Annotated in this window: 20 protein-coding genes; 15 read left to right on the top strand and 5 right to left on the bottom strand. The window is 55.7% G+C overall.

All coding sequences use genetic code 11. From position 1 onward, the window contains the following. Positions 1-5: 5 nt before the first annotated feature. From AC2FLP_RS09255 to nqrF, 5 genes are read left to right on the top strand one after another with little or no spacing between them, the layout of a single operon-like run. The gene (locus AC2FLP_RS09255) at positions 6-1,214 is read left to right on the top strand and encodes an NADH:ubiquinone reductase (Na(+)-transporting) subunit B (protein ID WP_117873113.1); all 1,209 of its coding nucleotides are present in this window, start codon (positions 6-8) and stop codon (positions 1,212-1,214) included. After that, the gene (locus AC2FLP_RS09250) at positions 1,207-2,022 is read left to right on the top strand and encodes a Na(+)-translocating NADH-quinone reductase subunit C (RefSeq protein ID WP_496682785.1); all 816 of its coding nucleotides are present in this window, start codon (positions 1,207-1,209) and stop codon (positions 2,020-2,022) included. The genes AC2FLP_RS09255 and AC2FLP_RS09250 overlap by 8 nt, the downstream gene beginning before the upstream one ends. Further along, positions 2,022-2,675 carry an NADH:ubiquinone reductase (Na(+)-transporting) subunit D gene (locus AC2FLP_RS09245; RefSeq protein ID WP_117873115.1) on the top strand — a complete coding sequence of 218 codons (654 nt, stop codon included), beginning with the start codon at positions 2,022-2,024 and terminating at the stop codon, positions 2,673-2,675. The genes AC2FLP_RS09250 and AC2FLP_RS09245 overlap by 1 nt, the downstream gene beginning before the upstream one ends. Then, the gene (nqrE, locus tag AC2FLP_RS09240; protein ID WP_050603817.1) at positions 2,675-3,283 is read left to right on the top strand and encodes an NADH:ubiquinone reductase (Na(+)-transporting) subunit E; all 609 of its coding nucleotides are present in this window, start codon (positions 2,675-2,677) and stop codon (positions 3,281-3,283) included. The genes AC2FLP_RS09245 and nqrE overlap by 1 nt, the downstream gene beginning before the upstream one ends. 10 nt (positions 3,284-3,293) lie before the next feature. Continuing rightward, positions 3,294-4,517 carry an NADH:ubiquinone reductase (Na(+)-transporting) subunit F gene (gene nqrF / locus AC2FLP_RS09235; protein WP_117873116.1) on the top strand — a complete coding sequence of 408 codons (1,224 nt, stop codon included), beginning with the start codon at positions 3,294-3,296 and terminating at the stop codon, positions 4,515-4,517. Positions 4,518-4,576: 59 nt separating this feature from the next. On the opposite strand, the gene AC2FLP_RS09230 is transcribed toward nqrF, so the two are convergent. Beyond that, positions 4,577-5,590, bottom strand: a complete 1,014-nt coding sequence (locus AC2FLP_RS09230; protein WP_496682789.1) for an NAD-dependent epimerase/dehydratase family protein — start codon at positions 5,588-5,590, stop codon at positions 4,577-4,579. A 184-nt stretch (positions 5,591-5,774) separates the two neighbouring features. Here AC2FLP_RS09230 and AC2FLP_RS09225 point away from each other — a divergent pair, with 184 nt between their 5' ends. Further along, positions 5,775-6,539 carry a metallophosphoesterase family protein gene (locus AC2FLP_RS09225; RefSeq protein WP_299897946.1) on the top strand — a complete coding sequence of 255 codons (765 nt, stop codon included), beginning with the start codon at positions 5,775-5,777 and terminating at the stop codon, positions 6,537-6,539. 11 nt (positions 6,540-6,550) lie between these two features. Here AC2FLP_RS09225 and AC2FLP_RS09220 read toward each other — a convergent pair whose 3' ends face one another. Further along, positions 6,551-7,075: a CBS domain-containing protein gene (locus AC2FLP_RS09220; RefSeq protein WP_496682793.1), complete on the bottom strand. Its 525-nt coding sequence runs from the start codon at positions 7,073-7,075 to the stop codon at positions 6,551-6,553. A gap of 123 nt (positions 7,076-7,198) precedes the next feature. Between AC2FLP_RS09220 and AC2FLP_RS09215 the strand changes: the two genes are divergently transcribed. From AC2FLP_RS09215 to AC2FLP_RS09185, 7 genes are all read left to right on the top strand, one after another. Further along, the gene (locus tag AC2FLP_RS09215; protein ID WP_496682796.1) at positions 7,199-7,384 is read left to right on the top strand and encodes a hypothetical protein; all 186 of its coding nucleotides are present in this window, start codon (positions 7,199-7,201) and stop codon (positions 7,382-7,384) included. A gap of 75 nt (positions 7,385-7,459) precedes the next feature. Then, positions 7,460-8,476 carry an FAD:protein FMN transferase gene (locus AC2FLP_RS09210; RefSeq protein ID WP_496670975.1) on the top strand — a complete coding sequence of 339 codons (1,017 nt, stop codon included), beginning with the start codon at positions 7,460-7,462 and terminating at the stop codon, positions 8,474-8,476. A gap of 15 nt (positions 8,477-8,491) precedes the next feature. Further along, a complete protein-coding gene (nqrM, locus tag AC2FLP_RS09205) occupies positions 8,492-8,728 on the top strand; it encodes a (Na+)-NQR maturation NqrM (RefSeq protein ID WP_117873122.1) in 237 nt (78 codons plus the stop codon). 71 nt (positions 8,729-8,799) lie between these two features. After that, complete coding sequence (locus tag AC2FLP_RS09200) at positions 8,800-10,470, top strand: sulfatase-like hydrolase/transferase (RefSeq protein ID WP_496682798.1); 1,671 nt, start codon at positions 8,800-8,802, stop codon at positions 10,468-10,470. 192 nt (positions 10,471-10,662) lie between these two features. Further along, positions 10,663-12,180, top strand: coding sequence for a 2,3-bisphosphoglycerate-independent phosphoglycerate mutase (gene gpmI / locus AC2FLP_RS09195; RefSeq protein ID WP_299897960.1), 1,518 nt, complete (start codon positions 10,663-10,665; stop codon positions 12,178-12,180). After that, positions 12,177-13,307, top strand: coding sequence for a murein hydrolase activator EnvC family protein (locus AC2FLP_RS09190; protein ID WP_117873125.1), 1,131 nt, complete (start codon positions 12,177-12,179; stop codon positions 13,305-13,307). The genes gpmI and AC2FLP_RS09190 overlap by 4 nt, the downstream gene beginning before the upstream one ends. 6 nt (positions 13,308-13,313) lie before the next feature. Further along, complete coding sequence (locus AC2FLP_RS09185; RefSeq protein ID WP_117873126.1) at positions 13,314-14,654, top strand: S41 family peptidase; 1,341 nt, start codon at positions 13,314-13,316, stop codon at positions 14,652-14,654. 41 nt (positions 14,655-14,695) lie between these two features. Here AC2FLP_RS09185 and AC2FLP_RS09180 read toward each other — a convergent pair whose 3' ends face one another. From AC2FLP_RS09180 to AC2FLP_RS09170, 3 genes are all read right to left on the bottom strand, one after another. Beyond that, the gene (locus tag AC2FLP_RS09180; protein WP_496682803.1) at positions 14,696-16,222 is read right to left on the bottom strand and encodes an MFS transporter; all 1,527 of its coding nucleotides are present in this window, start codon (positions 16,220-16,222) and stop codon (positions 14,696-14,698) included. A 79-nt stretch (positions 16,223-16,301) separates the two neighbouring features. Continuing rightward, entirely contained in the window at positions 16,302-16,661 is a 360-nt protein-coding gene (locus AC2FLP_RS09175; protein WP_117873128.1) for a hypothetical protein, read from the bottom strand. An 11-nt stretch (positions 16,662-16,672) separates the two neighbouring features. Next, positions 16,673-17,434 carry a DUF6478 family protein gene (locus AC2FLP_RS09170; RefSeq protein ID WP_496682806.1) on the bottom strand — a complete coding sequence of 254 codons (762 nt, stop codon included), beginning with the start codon at positions 17,432-17,434 and terminating at the stop codon, positions 16,673-16,675. 252 nt (positions 17,435-17,686) lie between these two features. Between AC2FLP_RS09170 and AC2FLP_RS09165 the strand changes: the two genes are divergently transcribed. Together AC2FLP_RS09165 and AC2FLP_RS09160 are read left to right on the top strand one after the other, a co-directional pair. After that, positions 17,687-20,794 carry an ABC transporter transmembrane domain-containing protein gene (locus tag AC2FLP_RS09165; RefSeq protein WP_496682809.1) on the top strand — a complete coding sequence of 1,036 codons (3,108 nt, stop codon included), beginning with the start codon at positions 17,687-17,689 and terminating at the stop codon, positions 20,792-20,794. Beyond that, positions 20,787-21,671, top strand: a complete 885-nt coding sequence (locus AC2FLP_RS09160; RefSeq protein WP_496682812.1) for a CPBP family intramembrane glutamic endopeptidase — start codon at positions 20,787-20,789, stop codon at positions 21,669-21,671. The genes AC2FLP_RS09165 and AC2FLP_RS09160 overlap by 8 nt, the downstream gene beginning before the upstream one ends. Positions 21,672-21,682: the final 11 nt, after the last annotated feature.

Genomic DNA, 21,682 nt, shown 5'->3' with positions numbered 1-21,682 from the left:
TCCAAATGGGTTTGCGCAGCTTCTTCGATCGGATCGAGCCGAACTTTACCAAGGGCGGCAAGTACGAGAAGCTTTTTCCCATCTACGAGATGGTGGAAAGCTTTATCTACACTCCGAAAACTGTGACCACCGTTGCCCCTCATGCGCGGTCTTACGTGGATATGAAGCGGATCATGACCTACGTCGTGATCGCGACGATCCCCTGTATCTTATGGGGGATGTGGAACACCGGTTATCAGGCCAATTCAGCCATTGCTGAGCTTGGGTCGGACTCGGCTACCGGCTGGCGGATCGCGATTTTGCAGGTATTTGGCATTTCGCTGAACCCGGACAGCATTTTTGCCAATGTCATGCACGGGCTGATGTACTTCTTGCCGATATATATCGTCACGCTGGTGGCAGGCGGCATCTTCGAGGTCATTTTCGCGACCGTTCGCGGGCATGAGGTGAACGAAGGTTTCCTTGTTACATCAATGCTGTACACGCTGATCATGCCTGCAACCACGCCCCTTTGGCAGGTCGCATTGGGCATCATCTTCGGTGTTGTGATCGGCAAGGAAGTGTTCGGTGGAACGGGTAAGAACTTCCTCAACCCGGCATTGGTTGGACGGGCCTTTTTGTACTTTGCTTACCCCGCGCAGATGTCGGGCGATGCGGTTTGGACCCCGGTTGACGGGTTTTCGGGCGCAACGGCTCTGGCGGTATCGGCTGCTGACGGCGTGCAGGCCCTGGCTGCTGACGGCATCACGTGGTCGAGCGCGTTCTTCGGCCAAATCCAGGGCAGTTTTGGCGAGACATCGACACTGGCCTGCATGATCGGTCTGGCTTTCCTTCTGATGACCAAGATCGCCAACTACCGCCTGATTGTGGGCTGTCTGGCGGGCACCATCGGCTTTACCCTGCTGCTGAACCTGATCGGATCGGACACGAACCCGATGTTTGCGATGCCATGGTACTGGCATATCGTGTTGGGAGGTTACGCTTTCGGCCTGGCCTTTATGGTGACGGAACCGGTTTCGGCCAGCCACACCAATGTGGGTCGCTATGTCTACGGCGCGCTGATCGGTGTGATGGTCGTGATGATACGTGTGATCAATCCGGCTTTCCCCGAAGGCATGATGCTGGCAATCCTGTTCGGGAACGTTTTCGCACCGCTGATCGACTATTTCGTCGTGCAAGCCAACATCAAACGGAGGGCGCGTCGCCATGTCTGATACGCAATCCCACGAACCCAAGGGCGCATTGGCCAAGTTTCTGGCGGCATCGCCGGATTCAGTTGGCAAGACGATCTTCATCGCCGTTGCCGTCTGTCTGGTCGCCTCAATGGTAGTGTCCGCGGCCGCAGTCAGTCTGCGCCCGGTGCAAGAGGCCAACCGCCTGAAGGACAAACAGGTGAACGTTCTGCAAGTTGCGGGCGTGTTCGAGCCCGGCATCGACGTAACAGAGGCTTTTGCCGCGTTCGAACCACATGTGTTGGAACTGTCCACCGGTGCGTTCGTCGATGATCAGTTTGATCCGACCACGTTTGACGACATCGCCGCCGCCAGCGATCCAGAGATGAGCGTCGCGCTGGACAACGACCCCGCCGGTATCGGACGCAAATCCAAGTACCGCGTTATATATCTGCTGCGCGATGACGCAGGTGAACTGGACAAGGTGATCCTGCCTCTGCACGGCTATGGTCTGTGGTCGACGCTCTATGGTTTTATCGCGCTTGAGAATAACGGCAACGATATCTACGGCTTGCAATTCTATCAGCATGGTGAAACACCGGGCCTTGGGGCCGAAGTGGACAACCCACGCTGGAAAGCATTGTGGAACGGTAAAAAGCTGCGCGACGAAGCAGGTGAATTGCAAATCACCGTTGCCAAATCGCAGCCCTCAGCCGGACCAGATTTCTATGTCGATGCGCTGGCGGGAGCCACGCTGACGTCGGTCGGTGTCGATAACCTTGTGAAATTCTGGATGGGCGATGCGGGCTATGGTCCCTTCCTGGCCAAACTGCAAGCAGGAGAGATTTGATGTCCCAGACCAAAAAAGAGATGCTGGTCGACCCGCTTGTCGACAACAACCCGATTACCTTGCAGGTGCTTGGTATCTGTTCGGCACTGGCGGTGACATCATCGCTGCAAGTGTCGATGGTAATGGCGCTTGCGGTGATCTTCGTGACCTCTTTCTCGTCCTTCTTCATCTCATGCCTGCGCAACCAGATCCCAGGCTCGATCAGGATCATCGTTCAGATGGTGATCATCGCCTCGCTGGTGATCCTCGTGGATCAGATCCTGAAGGCTTATGCGTTTGAGATTTCGAAAACCCTGTCGGTCTTTGTCGGCCTGATCATCACCAACTGTATCGTGATGGGTCGCGCGGAGGCGTTTGCGATGAAGAATCCCCCGGTTGCGTCCTTCATCGACGGGATGGGCAACGGAATGGGCTATGGCCTGATCCTGCTGCTGGTCGGCTTCATTCGCGAGCTTTTTGGGGCAGGGTCGCTGTTCGGAATCACGATTCTGGAAACCGTCAACAACGGCGGCTGGTACGTGCCCAACGGCATGCTGCTGTTGCCGCCTTCGGCGTTCTTCATCATCGGTCTGATCATCTGGGCCTTCCGCACCTGGAAGCCGAACCAGGTGGAAGAGCGTGAATACAAAATTCAGCAGGTAGAGGCCCACTGATGGAAGGTCTGATCTCACTGGCCGTAAAGGCCATCTTTGTCGAAAACCTTGCGCTCAGCTTTTTCCTTGGCATGTGCACTTTCATCGCCGTGTCCAAGAAAATATCAACCGCGCTGGGTCTGGGTATTTCGGTCATGGTTGTTCAGGCCATCACCGTACCTGCCAACAACCTGTTGCTGAACTATCTGCTCAAGCCGGGCGCGCTGGCCTGGGCAGGGTTCCCGGATGTGGACCTGACCTTCCTTGGCCTGATCTCCTATATCGGTGTGATTGCGGCGATGGTGCAGATACTTGAGATGGTTTTGGATAAGTACTTCCCACCGCTTTACAATGCGCTGGGGATCTTCCTGCCGCTGATCACAGTAAACTGCGCCATCCTTGGCGGGTCTCTGTTCATGGTGGAGCGTGACTACAACTTTGCCGAGGCGGCGACTTATGGCTTGTCTTCCGGTTTTGGCTGGGCACTGGCAATCACGGCAATGGCCGGAGTTCGGGAAAAGCTGAAATATTCGGACATCCCCGATGGCCTGCAAGGTCTTGGCATTACCTTCATTACCGCAGGTCTGATGGCTATGGCCTTCATGTCCTTCTCAGGCGTGAAACTGTAAGGGGGCGTTGATGGAAACCTTTACCCTAGGCGTAGCTCTTTTCACCTTAATCGTTCTGGCATTGGTGGCCATCATCATGGCCGCCCGATCCAAGCTGGTTTCGACTGGCAACGTCAACATCACGATCAACGGCGAAAAGACCATTTCCGTTCCAGCAGGTGGCAAGCTGTTACAGACATTGGCTGCCGAGAAGCTCTTTGTTCCTTCGGCCTGCGGTGGCGGCGGCACCTGCGCGCAATGTCGAGTGCGGGTGCATTCGGGGGGCGGGTCGATCCTGCCAACCGAAGAAAGCCATATCACGAAACGCGAAGCGTCGTGTGGTGATCGCCTGTCTTGTCAGGTTGCCGTCAAGCAGGACATGGACATCGAAGTTCCGGAAGAAGTTTTCGGCGTTAAGAAATGGGAATGTACCGTTCGTTCGAACGAGAACGTGGCGACCTTTATCAAAGCGCTGACCCTGGACCTTCCGGAAGGTGAGGATGTGAATTTCCGCGCTGGTGGCTACATCCAGATCGAAGCTCCGGCGCACCAGTTGAAATACACCGATTTCGACGTGGAAGAAGAATATCGTGAGGATTGGGATCGCTTCAACCTGTGGCAGTACGATTCGGTCGTTAATGAGCCGATCGAACGCGCCTATTCGATGGCCAACTATCCAGATGAAAAAGGCATGATCATGCTGAACGTCCGCGTCGCCTCGCCCCCTCCGGGCTCAGAGGGTATTCCGGCGGGTCAGATGTCGTCTTACATCTTCAACCTGAAACCAGGCGATAAAGTCACGATCTCTGGTCCCTTTGGTGAGTTCTTCGCCCGCGAAACCCAAAAAGAGATGGTGTTTATCGGCGGTGGCGCGGGCATGGCGCCGATGCGCAGCCACATCTTTGACCAGCTTAAGCGTTTGGAAAACCGTGATCGCAAGATCAGCTTCTGGTACGGTGCGCGGTCGAAGAAAGAGATGTTCTTTGTTGAAGATTTCGACCAATTGGCCGAAGAGTTCGACAATTTCGATTGGCACGTCGCCTTGTCGGACGCACAGCCCGAGGATGACTGGAAAGGCTATACTGGCTTTATCCACAACGTTCTGTTTGAAGAGTACCTCAAGAACCATCCCGCGCCCGAGGATTGCGAATACTACATGTGTGGTCCGCCAATCATGAACCAATCGGTCATCAACATGCTGCTGGATCTGGGCGTGGACCGTGAAGACATCATGCTCGACGATTTTGGTGGGTAAGAAACAAAGAAAAACCGGCGTTGAACACGCCGGTTTTTTCAATTGGCGGCTGGCCCGCGCTATTTTCCGTAATAGTCCCGATACCACGCGACGAATTGAGCGATACCGTCACTCAGCTCTGTCTGTGGACGATAGTTCGTCAGTCGTTGTAGCAGTCTGTTGTCAGCCCAAGTGGCGTAAACATCACCCAACTGCATCGGCATGAAATTCTTCACGGCTTTCTTTCCTACGGCCTGCTCGATGGCTTCGATGAAATCCATCAGACGCACTTTGTCTCCGTTGCCGATGTTTACGACGCGGTAGGGCGCGACGGGTGACAGGCTGTCACCGTCCACGATGTCATCACGACTGGCTGGCCGTACCGGAGGCACGTCGATCAGCAATCTGATCCCGCGCACAAGGTCTTCGACATGGGTGAAATCCCGATACATGTCACCGTGATTGTAGATATCGATCGGGCGGCCATCCAGGATGGCTGCAACAAATTTGAAATACGCCAGATCGGGCCGTCCCCAAGTGCCGTAGACAGTGAAGAACCGGAACATTGTCGTCGGTAAGTCCCACAGATGCGCGTAGGAATGCCCCATCGCCTCATTCGCCTTCTTTGTCGCGGAATAGATGGTCAGTTGGGTGTCGGCTTTTTCCGTCTCGGTGAACGGCATCTCTTCGTTGGCACCGTATATCGATGAGGTCGATGCCATCAAAAGATGTTCCACCTTATGCTGACGCGCAATTTCCATCACGTTGAAAGTTCCAACGACGTTTGATTCAATATAGCTGCGGGGGTGTTCCAAACTGTGTCTAACACCGGCTTGAGCCGCCAGATGAACAATGACATCCGGCTGAAATTCTTCGGCGACCTGCAGCAGCCGATCATAGTTTTCCAACCGATCCTCGGTTGCCGTAAAGCCGGGTGTCTGAAGCAGAATTTGATGGCGGCGCTGCTTCAGGACCACGTCATAATAATCCGTCATCCCGTCGTAGCCATGCACGCGGTACCCTTCCACCAACAACAGTTTCGCCAGATGGAACCCAATGAACCCCGCAGAGCCCGTAATCAAAACCCGTTTCATAGAACCCTCAATACGCCCTGCATGACTATTGCTGATCAAAAGACTTTGTCCCTGGTATCGGGGCAAGTACTTTTGACCACTTCGAAAGTCATATCGGACATCCCGACGTCATTGGTCAACTCTTTGCCGATTCAATCAGTTGTTCATTGCCGCCAATTGACGAGAAGGGTAGGGATCAACGTGCATGATTACGAACTGGATCAGACGGCGGTTCGACCGCGCACCGGGGCAGACAACGGATACAGTGCCTTGCGACATCGCTCCGGCTGCGAAAGTGACGGCCGTGGGCGATATTCATGGTCGTCTGGACTTGCTGCAGGCGTTGTTGCCCAGGCTGGACGATCAGTGCTCGCTGGTTTTTGTCGGCGACTACATCGATCGGGGGCCGTACAGCGCACAGGTATTGCACCATCTGCGTCACCTGAGCGAGACGTCAGAAGGTCGTGTTCACTGTCTTCTTGGAAACCACGAAGAGATGCTATTGCGATTTCTGGATGTGCCGGAATGCAATGCCCGGCTCTGGTTTCAAAACGGGGGCGTGCAAACGCTGGCGTCTTTCGGGCTAAAACCGCCTGAAAATACCAATGAAAACCAGCAGGTTCAAAAGTTGGCGGATGACCTTCGCCTGAAGATGGGAGAAAGCCTGCTCAACTGGCTTGCCGATCGGCCCCTGGCCTGGACCAGCGGCAACGTCACATTTGTTCATGCGGCCCTGGACCCCCGACAGCCGGTTGAGGTCCAGGAACCACAGATTTGCCTCTGGGGGCATCCCATGTTTCCCAGGCTCGCACGCAGCGATGGCCAATGGGTGGTGCATGGCCACACCATCGTAGACCTTCCCCGGGTCAAGAACCGGGTGGTGTCTCTTGACACAGGAGCTTTCGCTTCGGGTCGCTTGACAGCCGCCGAGATCAACACCGGCTGCGTTCGGTTCACCTCAACCGTTTGAACAATGGACGATTAACCGACGATCATTTGCTTCATGCGAAGGGCTTCGTATTCCAGCTCTTTCAGGCGGAAGTGGACAACGTCTCCGATCGTGATAACGCCGCATAAATTACCGTCGCGCAGCACCGGCATATGGCGAAAACGGCCTTCGGTCATTGTTTTCAGGACTTGATTCAGCAGATCATCGGGTGTGCAAGTCTTTACGTCCTTGGTCATCAGGTCTTCGACCGATTGCGGCAGGGTCTGGCCGGGTGTATCTGCCATCCGCCGGACAATGTCCCGTTCTGACAGAATCCCCTGCAACACCCCGTTCTGATCCGTCACAAGTACAGCGCCAATCCGTTTTTCCTTCAGCGTGTTGACCACAGAATGAATGGTGTCGTTTGGGCGCACCGAAAAAACCGCGTCCCCTTTACCTTCAAGCAGCTTGGCCACAGTTGTCTGCGAGTGCGAAAGGTTCGATTCCGCTGACTGGCTGTACGTCGTCTTGTCAGCCTTGTCGCCGCGCGAGGGCGACTGGTAAGAGGTTGGAGCCATGGGCAATCTCCTTGTGGTTCTTGCAAAGTCTTTCCCTTTCACCTTAGCGCAGCTAAACGACCTGTATAGGGTGCAATTGCGCGGATCGGCAAAAACGCGGGCCCGGAAAGGACGTTTAAGCTATTGAGTGAACTCTATCTTACTCCACCCATAGCGGCATTGATCTTCTTTGCGGTTGTCGTATGCGGCCACAATTTTCGCATGGAGTGGAAGCAGCAGCCGCCGGGTTGGCAAAAACGTGCGTGGTTCTTTGGCGTGCCGGCGGGGGTCGGCCTGTTGGTGCTGGGATTCCTGCCGCTAAAGATGTGATCGCAGTTTGACTCTGGCCGGGGCCACTGGCATATGCCGGGCACAGAATTTCCCGGAGATCGACCGATGCGTCTTATGCCTGTACTGGCCGTTGCCACCCTCCTTTCCGGCTGTCTGTTCGACAAGGAACCCGAGGTGGTTCGTCTGTCGGGCGAAACAATGGGCACGACCTTCAATATTACCGCGATCGGTGAAGATATTGATGAGGCCGCATTGGCCGCCGCGGTCGAAGAGACGCTGGCCGAGGTCAACGCCAAAATGTCCAACTGGGATCCAAAGTCCGAGGTTTCTGTCTTTTCGGCTTCAACCAGCACAGCCCCGGTTCCGGTTTCAGACGAACTCGCGCTGGTCCTTTCGGCAGCCAATGACGTGCACGAAAAAACCGGTGGGACCTTTGACGTAACTCTGGGCCCGCTGATCGAACTTTGGGGCTTTGGCCCGCGCAAGCCCGAGGATCCGGTGCCATCGGATGCCGAAATCGAGGCCGCGTTAAGCGGCGTCGGGCAAGCCAGTTTGCTGACGCTCAACACCGAATCTGGCACTCTGTCAAAATCTGATCCGCAAGTGGGCATCAACCTGTCGGCGATTGCGAAGGGCTATGGCATCGATGCGGTTGCCGGCGCTTTGCAGGATGCCGGTATCGACGATTACCTTGTCGAGATCGGCGGTGATCTTGTCGCCAAGGGAAAGAATGAGCAGGGCGAAGCCTGGCGCATTGGCATCGAAAAGCCTGAAACGGGCACTCAGAGCATTCAATTGATCGTTTCCCTGGATGATCGTGGCATGGCCAGCTCGGGTGATTACAAAAATTTCTTCGAACAGGACGGTGTGCGTTATTCGCATATCATCGATCCGACCACGGGACGCCCGATCACACATCGCACGACCTCTGTCACGGTTCTGGCGGGAAACGCTATGTTGGCGGATGCCTGGGCAACAGCCATGCTGGCTTTGGGTCAGGAGAAGGGAATGGACATTGCGGAAAAGCATAAACTTGCCGTGTACTTCATTTCGCGGGATGTGACAGGCGGCGAAGATGCCTATATTACGTCGCACAGCACCGCGTTCAAAGACGCTTTGGGAACCAACTGACAGGCAGGGACCAAGATGAGCACTTTTATTCTGGCATTTATTCTGCTGGCACTTGTTATGGTCGGTATGTCTTTGGGTGTCATACTGATGGGTAAGACCATCAAGGGCAGCTGTGGTGGCCTGAACGCGATTTCGGGCGCTGATAAGTGCGTTGTGTGCCAGAAAGATGTTGACCCGGACAGCCCGCTGCGCGACCAATTGCAATGCAAACGTGCCAGGAAGATGCTGGAACAAATGGAACAGCAGACCTGAAGCAAGTTTTTCTTCGCTCTGCGGGCGGAAATGGCTAACTAGGTCCCCATGACTTTCGGAGAGGCGTCGCGTTGGCCAAGGCAAAGAATATCCTGTTCATCATGTTCGACCAGCTGCGCTGGGATTATCTGAGCTGTTATGGGCATCCACATCTGCACACTCCGAATATCGATCGTCTGGCCGCGCGCGGTGTCCGCTTTGACCGCGCCTATATCCAGTCCCCGATTTGCGGCAGTTCACGTATGTCGACCTATACCGGACGATATGTGCATTCCCATGGTGCATCATGGAACAACATCCCTCTGAAAGTGGGCGAGATCACGCTGGGCGACCACCTGCGCAAAACGGGAATGGATTGCTGGCTTGTTGGCAAGACACATATGGCCGCGGATGCCGAGGGGATGGCCCGTCTTGGGCTGGAGCCCGACAGCGTCATCGGTGCCCGCGTGGCGGAATGCGGGTTTGACGTGTTCGAACGCGATGACGGGTTGCGTGCCGAGGGTCCGGATGGGTTCTATGATCCGGACGGGGCAAAGAAATACAACCAATACCTTGCGGACAAGGGATACGAGAGCGACAACCCTTGGCATGACTTTGCCAATTCCGGTCTGGATGCCGATGGCAATGTTCTGTCAGGCTGGTTCCTGAAGAATTCATCCGAGCCTGCAAACATTGCAGAAGAGGACAGTGAAACTCCATATCTGACGACCCGTGGGATCGAGTTCATGGAAAGCCATGAAGGACCATGGTGCTGTCACCTCAGTTATATCAAGCCGCACTGGCCTTACGTTGTGCCAGAACCTTACGCTTCGATGTATGGACCAGAGCATGTTGTGCCCGTGGTCCGCTCTGAGGGCGAGCGAATGACTGCACACCCCGTCCTGAAGGCCTTTATGGACACCAAGGTCGGGCAGGCATTTTCGCGTCAGGATGTCCGCGAGGCGGTGATCCCAGCTTACATGGGGCTAATCAAACAAGCTGATGACCAGATGGGTCGCCTGTTCGACTGGATGGAGAAAACCGGGCGGATGGACGACACGATGATCGTGTTGACCTCAGACCATGGCGACTTTCTGGGCGACCACTGGATGGGTGAAAAGACGTTTTTCCACGATGCCTCAACCAAAGTGCCGCTGATTATTTATGATCCGTCACCTGAAGCAGACCTCACGCGCGGCACCACCTGCGACGCGCTGGTCGAGTCGATCGATCTGGCGCCAACGTTTCTGGAACAGGCAGGCGGTGGAAAAGCCGGTCATATTCTCGAGGGGTATTCTCTGCTGCCGATCCTGCATGGTCAGTCCGACAAAACGCCCCGAACGGTCGCAATCTGCGAGTACGACTATTCCGCGTCTCCGATCGCGCAGCGGCTGAACGCATCTGTTCGCGATGCGGTGATGTTCATGGTCGCGAATGAAAAGTGGAAGCTCATCCATTGCGAAGGTGGGTACAGGCCGATCCTGTTCGATCTGAAAAACGACCCGGATGAGCTGATCGATTTAGGTGAAAGCGCGGACCATTCGGATGTTATCGCGCAGATGTATGATCACCTGTTCGCCTGGGCGCGGCGCACGTCTCAGCGCACTACCCGATCCGAACAGCAGTTGGTCGATGTGCGGACGCGAAGTGGGGGTACAGGAATCATGATCGGTATTTACGACGAAAACGACACGCCGTTGGAACTGACGGTCAAGTATCGCGACCGCATGGCGCAGCCATACAAAAGCTACCTAAAAGATTAGTTTTGTCCGCGTTTTCATCGAACAAAACATGAGGCCCTTTAATCGAGTTGTTCAGGGGTTCGTTGTCTTCCAGCGGGAGATCTTGGGCACCCGGCGGCTTGATTAATTCTGCGCAAATTAACGCAAAGACGGTTCACCCCTTGCCAGCCAGACGGTAGAAGATGACCCAAGAGCAGTAATCGGAGAATTTCAATGTCCACCCCCAAACCAGTTGTACTGTGTATTCTTGATGGTTGGGGCCTGTCTGACGACAAGCAGGCGAATGCGCCTTTACTGGCGAACACTCCGACCTTTGACGCGATCATGGCCAAGTTCCCGCACGCCACGCTGGTAACGCACGGCCCTGATGTGGGTTTGCCCAACGGGCAGATGGGTAATTCCGAAGTAGGCCATACCAATATCGGCGCAGGTCGCGTTGTTGCCATGGATCTGGGTCAGATTGACCTGGCCATCGAAGACGGTTCATTTTTTGGCAATGAGGCCCTGCAGGCTTTTATTTCCAAGGTCAAAGCCTCCGGGGGGACGGCTCACCTTATGGGGTTGGTCTCGGACGGTGGTGTCCATGGGCATCTGAACCACATCATAGCTGCAACCAGGGCCATTACGGACGCCGGCGTTCCTGTCGCCCTTCATGCCGTTACCGACGGGCGCGATGTGGCCCCCAAATCTGCGCTGACCTATTTGTCCCGGTTGGAAGAGCGGCTGCCCGAGGGTGCCCGCGTTGTCACGGTGAGCGGTCGCTATTTCGCCATGGACCGCGACAATCGCTGGGAGCGGGTATCAGAAGCTTACGACGCGATGATCAACGGCAAGGGCAGGGCGGCCAACACCGCACATGGCGCCGTGGACCACGCCTACAACCAGTCGGAGTCTGACGAATTCATCACGCCAACCGTACTGGAAGGTTACGAAGGCGTCGTCGACGGAGATGGCTTCTTCTGTCTGAATTTCCGAGCAGATCGCGCTCGCGAAATTCTGCGCGCGATTGGTGAACCGGGCTTTGCAGAGTTCGAAACCGGGCCGCGGCCAAAACTGTCGGCGCTGCTGGGTATGGTGGATTATTCGGACGGTCACAACGCATACATGACCACGGTTTTTCCGAAACGGGCGATTGAGAACACGCTCGGGGAATGGGTGGCTAAGCAGGGATTACGTCAATTCCGGCTGGCTGAAACTGAAAAATACCCCCATGTAACCTTTTTCCTGAACGGGGGTAAGGAAACCCCGGAACAGGGTGAAGATCGATGTATGCCCAAGTCACCTAAAGTCGCGACCTATGACTTGCAGCCCGAGATGTCCTCGGCTGAGGTCACAGCCAGGTTTGTCGAGGCGATTGAACAAGGGTATGACCTGATCGTGACCAATTACGCCAACCCTGATATGGTCGGGCATACCGGCGATCTGCAAGCTGCGATCAAGGCATGTGAGGCTGTCGATACAGGGTTGGCACAGGTCGTTGCTGCCTTGGAAAAGGCAGGCGGTGCAATGATTATCACCGCCGACCACGGAAACTGTGAAGTGATGGTTGATCCGGCAACCGGTGGTGCACATACGGCGCACACGCTGAACCCAGTGCCCGTTGCGTTGGTTGGCGGACCTGAAGGGGCGCGATTGCGTCAAGGTCGATTGTCTGATCTGGCGCCGACGCTGCTTGACTTGATGAACCTGCCCAAACCGCCAGAAATGACCGGAGAAAGCCTATTGTCATGAGGCTGACCGCCCTTGCACTATTTTTGCTGTCAACCTTGCAGGCTCTGGCCCAGACTGACTCATCCCAGGCTGCACTTGAAGCCGCAGAGATGCTGGAACAGGCGTCTATCTCTCTGACTGAAGCCGAAGGTGCCCGGGATCGGGTGCGCGCGTTGACCGAAACGATACAGGCCTATGAGGCCGGGCTAAGCGCGATGCGGAATGGACTGCGCAAAGCTGCGACGCGCGAAGCGCAACTGAGCGCGCAACTGAGGGTGCGCGAAAAGGATGTCAGGCAATTGCTTGGCGTTTTGCAGACCATTGAAACGACCGCCCCGCCGGTGCTGATGTTGCACCCTTCAGGCCCATTGGGCGCGGCGCGGGCCGGAATGATACTGTCTGAGGTCACGCCTGGTCTCAACGCTAAAGCGCAAGCGCTGGCACAGGACCTGAACGAAGTTCAGACACTGCGCCTTCTGCAGCAAAGCGCCTCGGAAACTCTGACAGAAGGGCTGAGCGGTGTGCAAGAGGCCCGCACACGGTTGAGTGAAGCGATTGCCGACCGCACTGATTTGCCGCGTCGATTTGTTGAAGACCCGGTGCGCACGGCCATTCTGATATCATCCACCGAGACTCTGGATGGCTTCGCAAGCGGCCTGTCAGAAATCTCGGAAGGTGAGATCATGGAATCCGACGCTAGCGTCTTGGACCAGAAAGGGCAGATCGCTTTGCCAGTTCAAGGCGTCGTGCTTCGGAAGGCAGGTGAGCCGGACGCGACAGGGGTTACCCGCGCAGGTCTGGTTATCGGCACTCGTTCCCGTGCGCTTGTAACATCCCCAACCGCGGCCACGATCCGCTATCGCGGGCCATTGCTGGATCTGGGAAACCTGGTCATTCTGGAGCCGCAACCGGGCCTGTTGTTCGTGTTTTCGGGCTTGCAAGAGGTCTATGGTCACCCCGGGCAGGTGATCCCAAAAGGCACTCCGGTTGGTCTGATGCCGGGTGAAACGCCGGAAATCGGCGCAATATTGTCAACAAGCGGTGATGGCACTGGAACTGATCGCCCAGAAACGCTCTATATAGAGGTAAGAGAAGATAACAGCCCGGTGGACCCGGAAACGTGGTTTCGGACCGACAAGGATGGATAAACGAGTATGAAGAAATTTGTGATGGCCGGTATGGCCGGAACGGTGGCAGGCATTCTTGCTACAACGCAGATCGCAGGCCCCCTGCTGGCGCAAGAGGCCGTGAACAAGGCCAGCGTCTATGAACAGCTTGACCTGTTCGGTGACATTTTCGAGCGCATCCGTGCACAATATGTCGAAGAGGTTGAGCCCGAAGAACTGATCGAGGCTGCTATCGATGGCATGCTGACCTCTCTTGATCCGCACTCCAGTTATCTTTCGCCCGATGATGCCGAACAGATGCGCGTGCAGACTCGGGGCGAGTTCGGTGGGCTGGGCATTGAGGTCACGCAGGAAGACGGTTTTGTCAAAGTCGTGTCTCCCATAGATGACACACCCGCTGACGAGGCCGGGATCGAAGCCGGCGATTTCATCACACATGTGGATGGAGAAAGCATTCTGGGCCTGACGCTGGACAAAGCGGTGGATCTGATGCGTGGTCCGGTCGGCTCAGAGATTGTCATTACCGTCGTGCGCGAAGGCGAGCCTGATCCCTTCGATGTCACCATTATCCGTGACACGATCAAGCTGACCGCCGTTCGTGCGCGCACCGAAGGCACTAGCGTCGTCCTGCGCGTAACGACCTTCAATGATCAGACCTTCCCAAACCTGCAGGAAGGGTTGCGGGAACAGATCGAAGAAGCCGGTGGCATCGACAAGGTCAATGGTGTCGTATTGGACCTGCGCAACAACCCCGGCGGACTGTTGACACAGGCCATAAAAGTTTCGGATGCGTTCCTGAACGAAGGTGAAATCGTGTCGACCCGTGGACGGGACCCGGAAGAGGGTGAGCGGTTCAACGCTGCGCCCGGAGATCTGGCGGAAGGCAAACCCATTGTCGTGCTGATAAATGGCGGATCGGCTTCAGCGTCCGAAATCGTTGCCGGTGCCTTGCAGGATCATCGCCGCGCTATCGTCGTCGGCACCAAAAGCTTCGGCAAGGGGTCGGTTCAGACGGTGATGCCGCTGCGGGGTGATGGTGCGATGCGCCTGACCACGTCCCGGTATTACACCCCATCAGGGCGGTCGATTCAGGCTCTGGGTGTCAGCCCTGATATTATCGTGGAACAACCCCGCCCGGCGCCTGAACCGGAAGAGGAAGAAACCAACGCCCGTTCGCGGTCCGAGGCCGATCTGCGGGGCAGCCTCAACAATGACAGCCTGAGCGAAGATGAGATCCGCCAGATCGAAGAAGATCGCGCCAAGGCTGAGGCGACGGCTGAGTTGAGGGAAGAGGATTACCAGCTGGCCTATGCTATCGACATCCTGAAGGGGCTGTCGGCCTTCAACCCCAACGGGCCGTCACAGTAAACTGTAGGGGCTGCGCATGTCGCAGCCCTTTCTGACCGGCTTCAGCTTTCGATCCTGTGCAGTTTCTTTTCATCGAGAAGCAGCGCCAGAACGAGACCGACCGAGACCGATAAGGCTGAAAAGACGAAAGCCATACTCATCCCGCTGTCAAACGCTGCCGACAATGCCCGATGAACCGTCTCTGCTTCGCTGGATGACAACCGGCTGATAACCGCGTGGGCGGACGGCGTATCAAGTGTTCCGCCATTGATCGCCCGAAGCTCTGCTTCCGTCAACTTGATACCGGAAGCAACCACATACTGGCGAAGCTCAGACAGGCTGACGACGTACATAATGGCCGTGGCACACGCGACAGAAATTGCGCCATAAACCAGATGGGTCATAAAGCTCAGACCGCCGACCAGCCCAGCCCGTTCCGGCTTCACTGCACACATTGCAGCCGTGCCGGACGGTCCGACGGTCAGGGTTGCCCCCAGTCCGATCATCGCCATGCCGGGCAGGATACGAAAGTATCCCAGATCGCTGGGCATCACCACAATCGTCGCAGCCCCAATCGTGGCAATCAGGTACCCCCAAAACAGTAACCGCTTGGGGCCGAAATCATTGTAAAGCGTGCCTGAAACGACTGACCCCACCGCGAGCAACACGGTTAGCGGTGCCAACCCCAGTGCAGATTCAAACGTGGACCAGCCCAGCACCTTTTGCATGTATTGCGGGAAATACAGCAGCCCCACAAAAGCCGCGGACACGTTGAACATGTTCAGGCCAAGGGTGATGCGAAACTCGCGGTTTTGCATCATCTGCGGTAAAAGCAGTGGCTCTGTTACGCGTTGCTCGACTTTCGGGAACAGAATGAATAGCGCAGCGCTGATGAAAAAGAGCATCAACAACGGTACGGACGTCCACCCCCAATCCGCGCCCACATCCAGACCGTAAAGCAGAATTAATACGGCAAAGGACAATACACCCATTCCGGCGAGGTCGAGATGCTCACCCTGTTTGTGATGGGTTTCCCGTTCCATCAGGATCAGCGCGGTGGCCATCGAAATGCAGGAAAAGACGACATTGGCGAGGAAGAAGTACCGCCACTCTCCCAGGTTCACAGCCAGCCCGCTGATCATCGGGCCAAACACATTACCGGTCGTCACACCCGCCAGAATAAGCCCCATCACCAACGCCCGATGCTCAGGCTTCGACACCTTGGTTGCCCCGAACGCCAAAGTGCAAGGCCAGACGCATCCCGCGCCAATACCTTGCAACGCACGTGCAACGATCAGGAAGTCAAGGCTAGGCGAAACAAAGCACATGACCGAGGAAAACAGAAAGATCGACAAGCCAAAAAGCATCATCCTGCGGTGGCCATACATGTCGCCAAGCCGCCCGCCTGCGACCATGGTCATGGCAAAAAACAACGCATAGATGTTCAGAACCCATTGGGTGCTGGTGATATCGGCGTCAAAGCCGTTTTCGATTGCAGGCACCAGCATGAGGGCACCGGTAAAATCGATACCGATGCCAAATCCTGTCACCATCAACGCGATGACTTTGACAATGCTGCTGCGGTCCATGGCTGGGCACGATCCGTTTCGAATGCAACCATGATGCACGGAATCGGTGAAAAGGATAGAAAAAACAGGCCAGAACGGATCAGTAGCCGTCCCGGCAGATACGACGAAATGCGCGTTTCAGCATATCCAGCTCTGCACGCAACAAATCTACTTCGGCCCTGAGATCATCTGCTGCAGGCTCACCCGAGATTACCGTGAAGTGTCCCAGTTTTTCAGCATTAGCTGCGTCTGCAATGACGAACGTGTGCACGCCTTCGGATAGGGCGGCAACAGGCACCTGTATGCGTAAATCCCATCCGTCTTCTGCGGGCGACAGGTCAACATTGTTAAGGGTTTCGCCCTGGTAGCTGACCTCCAGAATCGGCTCACTGCTGGCTTGAATATGGCCTTGCCAGCTTCCGTTTTCGAACCGAATGAAGGTTAACGTGGTTTGCGTCATGTCTGATCTTCTCACAAGTCGGCGCGATGAAAACGGCAAAACGTAAGATCCCGCACCACTATGCGGTTCATCTCGGGCATTTCAAAAATCAGGTCCAGCCAGATTTTTTCGATCCTGCGCTCATTCAGGGGGAGGTGCGCCAGATCAAAATCCACCGCATTCGACGCCTCAGTGGGATCAAGGCTTCGCAACACTTGCTCCATATTGGGCCCGTGCTGAATGTTGAGGCGCGCGAACACGCTCGATGGCTTTTCACACTCGATCAGGGTTTCCACCCTCACAAGGTGCTCGCGTGTGAGGTTAACTGCTGCATCCTCAGGTAATTCGACCGAAACTGACAGAAAGGATCCTTCAAAGCTGAAAACCTCGACCACGAGACTGAACGGGGCCAGATCCCTGCCTTCCCTGTTGCGGACCTGCCGCACGGCAATTTCAGAATGCGGGCAATCGTGGAACAGGCTGACCTGCCTATCCAGAACGGCCTTTCGCGGGGCCGAAGCCACACCCGGTTGCGTCAGGGGGCCACGCCAAAGGTCGGGGCGACAGCTCCAGTCCGTCCCGAGGGGCTTGGAAAACTGCGTGGACCCAACCTTTGGCCGGATAAGGCGGCTGTCCGCCTGCTGAATCAAATGATCAAGATGCCGGCGCAAACCGCGGGCCTGGTCTCGTTGCAACCGCAAATCTGCCTGCGTGGCATACGGGGCCTGGTGCGCGGCCCGGCGCCAACGCCCCATAATCTTGCGATGAATATAGCGATCCAGAATCCTGCTCATGGCCACGTCGTCCGATAATGCCCGTCGTTAGTCAAGGAGAAGAGCATGAACAAACCCGCAATAACAAAATTGCTATCGAAAGCCTGCGGTTTTCTGTTGGGGTCGGACCATAATTTGGATAGGCGCGACGTGTTGGATATGAACTGGTCTATTCTTGCAATACACAGGGTCAGTGCTTACCGTCTGGTACCTGCAAAGTGGGTCACCCCAAAAACAGCCACGCAACAGTTTAGCTCATGACAAGGCCAGGTTATGGAGTCCACTTTATTTGCCTTCATTTGGAAACATTCGAAGAAACAGCAACTTGTTCTTCTTCTGCTGACAGTCTTGTCGTTCCCGTTTCTTTATGCCTCGCTGGAATTGCCCAAACAAATCATCAACGACGCAATCGGCGCGCCGGGTGACACGGTAACCATCTGGAATTTCACCGTGACGCAGGTGCAGTATCTGATGATACTGTGCATTGCATTCCTGGCGACGGTGATCGCAAGTGGTGTGATGAAGATGCGCATCAACACGATGAAGGGCATCCTTGCGGAACGCATGCTGCGGCGCCTGCGTTATACGTTGATCCAGCGCTCGATGCGGTTTCCGAAATCCTATTTCGCGACCACCAGCCAGGGTGAGCTGGTATCGATGATCACATCCGAGGCCGAACCGATGGGCGGCCTGATGGGGGATGCCATCGCACAGCCGGTTTTTCAGTTCGGCCAGATGATGACGATCGTCACATTCCTGTTCATGCAAAGTGTTTGGTTCGGACTTGCCAGTATCGCGCTGATCCCGCTTCAGGCCTGGCTGATCCCCAAGCTTCAGCGGCAGATCAATCTTCTGAACAAGGACCGCATTCAGGAAGTTCGACGTCTGAGCTCGGAGATCGGCGAAACTGCGGCGGGTATCAGCGATCTGCGTACCAATGGCGGTTGGCGCTATCGCCTGGCGCAATTCAGCCATCGGTTGGGGACCCTGTTCGAGATCCGCTTCAAGATCTACAACAAAAAATTCTTCATGAAGTTCCTCAACAATCTGATTACTCAGATAACGCCCTTTCTGTTTTATTCAGTGGGTGGATATCTGGCGATTACCGGTGAAGTGACCGTAGGCGCTCTGGTTGCTGCATTGGGTGCCTACAAGGATCTGAGCGGCCCATGGAAGGATCTGCTGACCTATTACAACCAGGTGCAGGACATGTCTTTGCGGTGGGAGATCGTCACCGAGAGATTTGCTCCGGATAACATGATACCGGAAGAGCTGTTCGAGGGTGAACCTGAAACCATCCCGCGTCTGACTGGCGATATCGAGCTGCGAAATGTGACGGTCCGCGATATTGATGGTAAAACCGTTCTAGAAGATCTCGATCTGACCATTCCACGTGGCGCGCGTGTCGCGATTCAGTCTTCACACGCGTCGGAGCGTAGTGCGTTGGGGCAGCTCCTGACACGTGAAGTGTTACCGGTGCAGGGCGAGGTGATCATGGCCGGACACAATCTACGTGGCCTGCATCAGTCCGTCATTGCGGCCCGGATCGGCTATGCCTATTCGCGCCCGTACCTGTTTGACGGGACGTTGGGCGATAACCTCATGATGCCCTTGCGGACGCACCCACGTCATGAAGCAGAAACGCTCAAAGCCCCGACACGGTGGCAGATCGAAGCTGTTCGTGCAGGCAATTCACCGGATTCTCTGGGCGATGAATGGATTGATCCGGGTCTCGCTGGCCTTGACGATATCGAAGACATACGTGACTGGTGGTTCCAGCTAGTGGAAGCGATGGGCATTGATGAGTTCATGTTCCGCCGCACATTGCGTACGCAGTTTGACCCCGAAATTCACCCGGTTCTGGCACAGGAAGTGGTCAATCTACGAGGGACAATCGCCAAGCGCCTGGCGGAAAAGGGGCTTGACCGCTATGTGTACCGGTTTGACCCCGATCGCTTCAACCCGGCAGTTCCGCTGGGCGGCAACCTGTTGTTCGCGGCACCATCCAGGGACATATCTCCGGACATTCTGGCAGGTGACGAACGGTTCGTTCAGATGCTCAGCGCCCATGATCTGGCTGACGACGTGATTAGTATCTCTCAGGCCGTTATGGATACGCTCAGCAAGACCTTCGGGAGGGACGGAGCGGATCACCCGCTTTTCCTAAGGCTTGGTATGTCCAAGGACATGTATCACAAATTGCTGGATATCGAAGAACGGCGCAAAGCCAAAGGTGATATGGCTGTGAGCGATCAGGAGCGTGCATTGCTATTGACGGTGCCGTTCCTGTTGACGGCAGAACAGATCGGTCCGGACTTTCCGGACGAGTACAAGGAAAAGATTCTTGCCATTCGCAAAGGTCAGGCCAAGCGGCTGCGGGATGCGATGGGTGGTATGTTCATAACGGTTGCGCCGGATATCTATGTGCCACGCCTGACAGTATTGGAAAATGCGATCTACGGCCGGGTGTCTTTGATGGCAGGTGCACATGCAGACGACATAGAAGACGTCGTGGCCGAAGCCATGAACGAAGCCGGCTTGCGACGCCGGGCAGCGGCCATCATTTATGATCTGCCAACGGGTCTGGGCGGGAACAATCTGCCGACCGTCTTTCAGGAACGTGCCGCTTTCTCTCGCGCCGGTATCAAGCGTCCTGACATCCTGATTTTGGATAAGGCTCTGGCAAGTCACGATTCTGAAAGCCGACTGCGCACCCGCCTGAAGCTACGGGAGTTGCTGCCGGATTCCATTATGATCTTTATGGAAGATCACTTTGCACATCCCGAAGCTTATGATTTGTTTGTGGAAATCAAAGAAGGTCGTATCGACGGAGTATCACGCACTTCTTCAACAAAAGAAGACAGCACTTCGGACGACCTGAGCCGAAAGCTTGAAATCCTATCCGCCACTGAGTTGTTTTCCGGCGTGGACGGTCGCAACCAGCGACTGCTGGCCTTCTCAGCGCAATGGTACGAGGCTGCAGCTGGGCAAGTCATCTTCTCGCGTGGTCAGGCACCGGACGCGGCGTATCTGTGCATCTCAGGTCGGGCCAGACTGGACTGGCCTGCGGATGATGGAACAAAACGCCCAATCTCGATCATCGAGCCCGGGCGTCTGATCGGTGATCTATCCATCATTACAGGAGAACCCAGACAACTGGATCTGGTCGCCATCGAAGACTGTAGTTTCCTGCGTATCGGTGCAGAGGAACTGCGTGCCGTGGTCGAAAGCGACGCTTCGGTTGCAACACAATTGCTGCAGACTGTCGCGGGGTATCTGACTACGCTGTCCACAAGAATCAACGCAGCACAGAACCCTGAGGAGCTGCTCCCTGCCATTGCGGATCAGGTGACTCCGGAAAGCACGGATAAAAATGCCTAAAGCATATACCGCTCATAGCAATTTGGTCGAAACGGCACGCGCCAAACCGGAAATCTGGCGCCTGTTGCTGGGGCTCTTGCTGGTTGCAGTGCTGGTCAGCGTTCTGAATATCGTGTTTTTTACCGTGATCGCCGGGATGGGGCCGGAAAGCTGGGCGCAGACGCTTTTGATGGGCAGTTCACCCCTCGAGCTGCTGTTGCTGTTGGCCAGTTTCGGTTTCATCATTCTAGGCGTGGCAGTCGCCGCGCGGCAAGTTCAGCAAAGGTCTTTGGCGTCTATCATCGGCGGGTACCGATTGGCAGCGGGGCAATTCCTGAAAGTGTTGAAAGCACTTCTTATTTTGGGTGTGGTCGGGTTCTTGTTGCCGCCTTATGGCTTCGGCGGATCTCTATCGCAGAACCTGCCATTGTCGACCTGGCTTCTTCTGTTGCCGGTTTCGGCGTTGGTTGTTCTGGTACAGACCAGCGCCGAAGAACTATTGTTCAGAGGGTATATCCAGCAAACTCTGGCAGCCAGATTCCAATCTCCTGTCATCTGGATGGGGGTACCCTCAATCCTTTTTGCCGTTGGACATTACACGCCCGACATGGCTGGCGACAATGCGCTGCTGATTGCGCTATGGGCTTGCGTTTTCGGTCTGTTGACGTCGGACCTGACGGCCCGGGCTGGAACACTGGGACCTGCTATTGCGTTGCATTTTTTCAACAACATCATTGCGTTGCTGTTCATCTCGTTGCCTGACAACCTGAACGGGCTGGCCCTGTTTACCCTTCCGTTCGACGCATCTGACGCCGAGCAGCTTCGTCCCTGGCTTCTGGTGGACCTGGCTGTGATGTTCGTTTGCTGGCTGGCCGCGCGACTTGCGCTCAGGCGTTGATTGCAATTCCT

This window comes from Ruegeria sp. CDSA141, assembly GCF_059612005.1.
The sequence above is the reverse complement of the archived record's forward strand: the minus strand, read 5'-3'. Positions and strand labels throughout refer to the sequence as shown.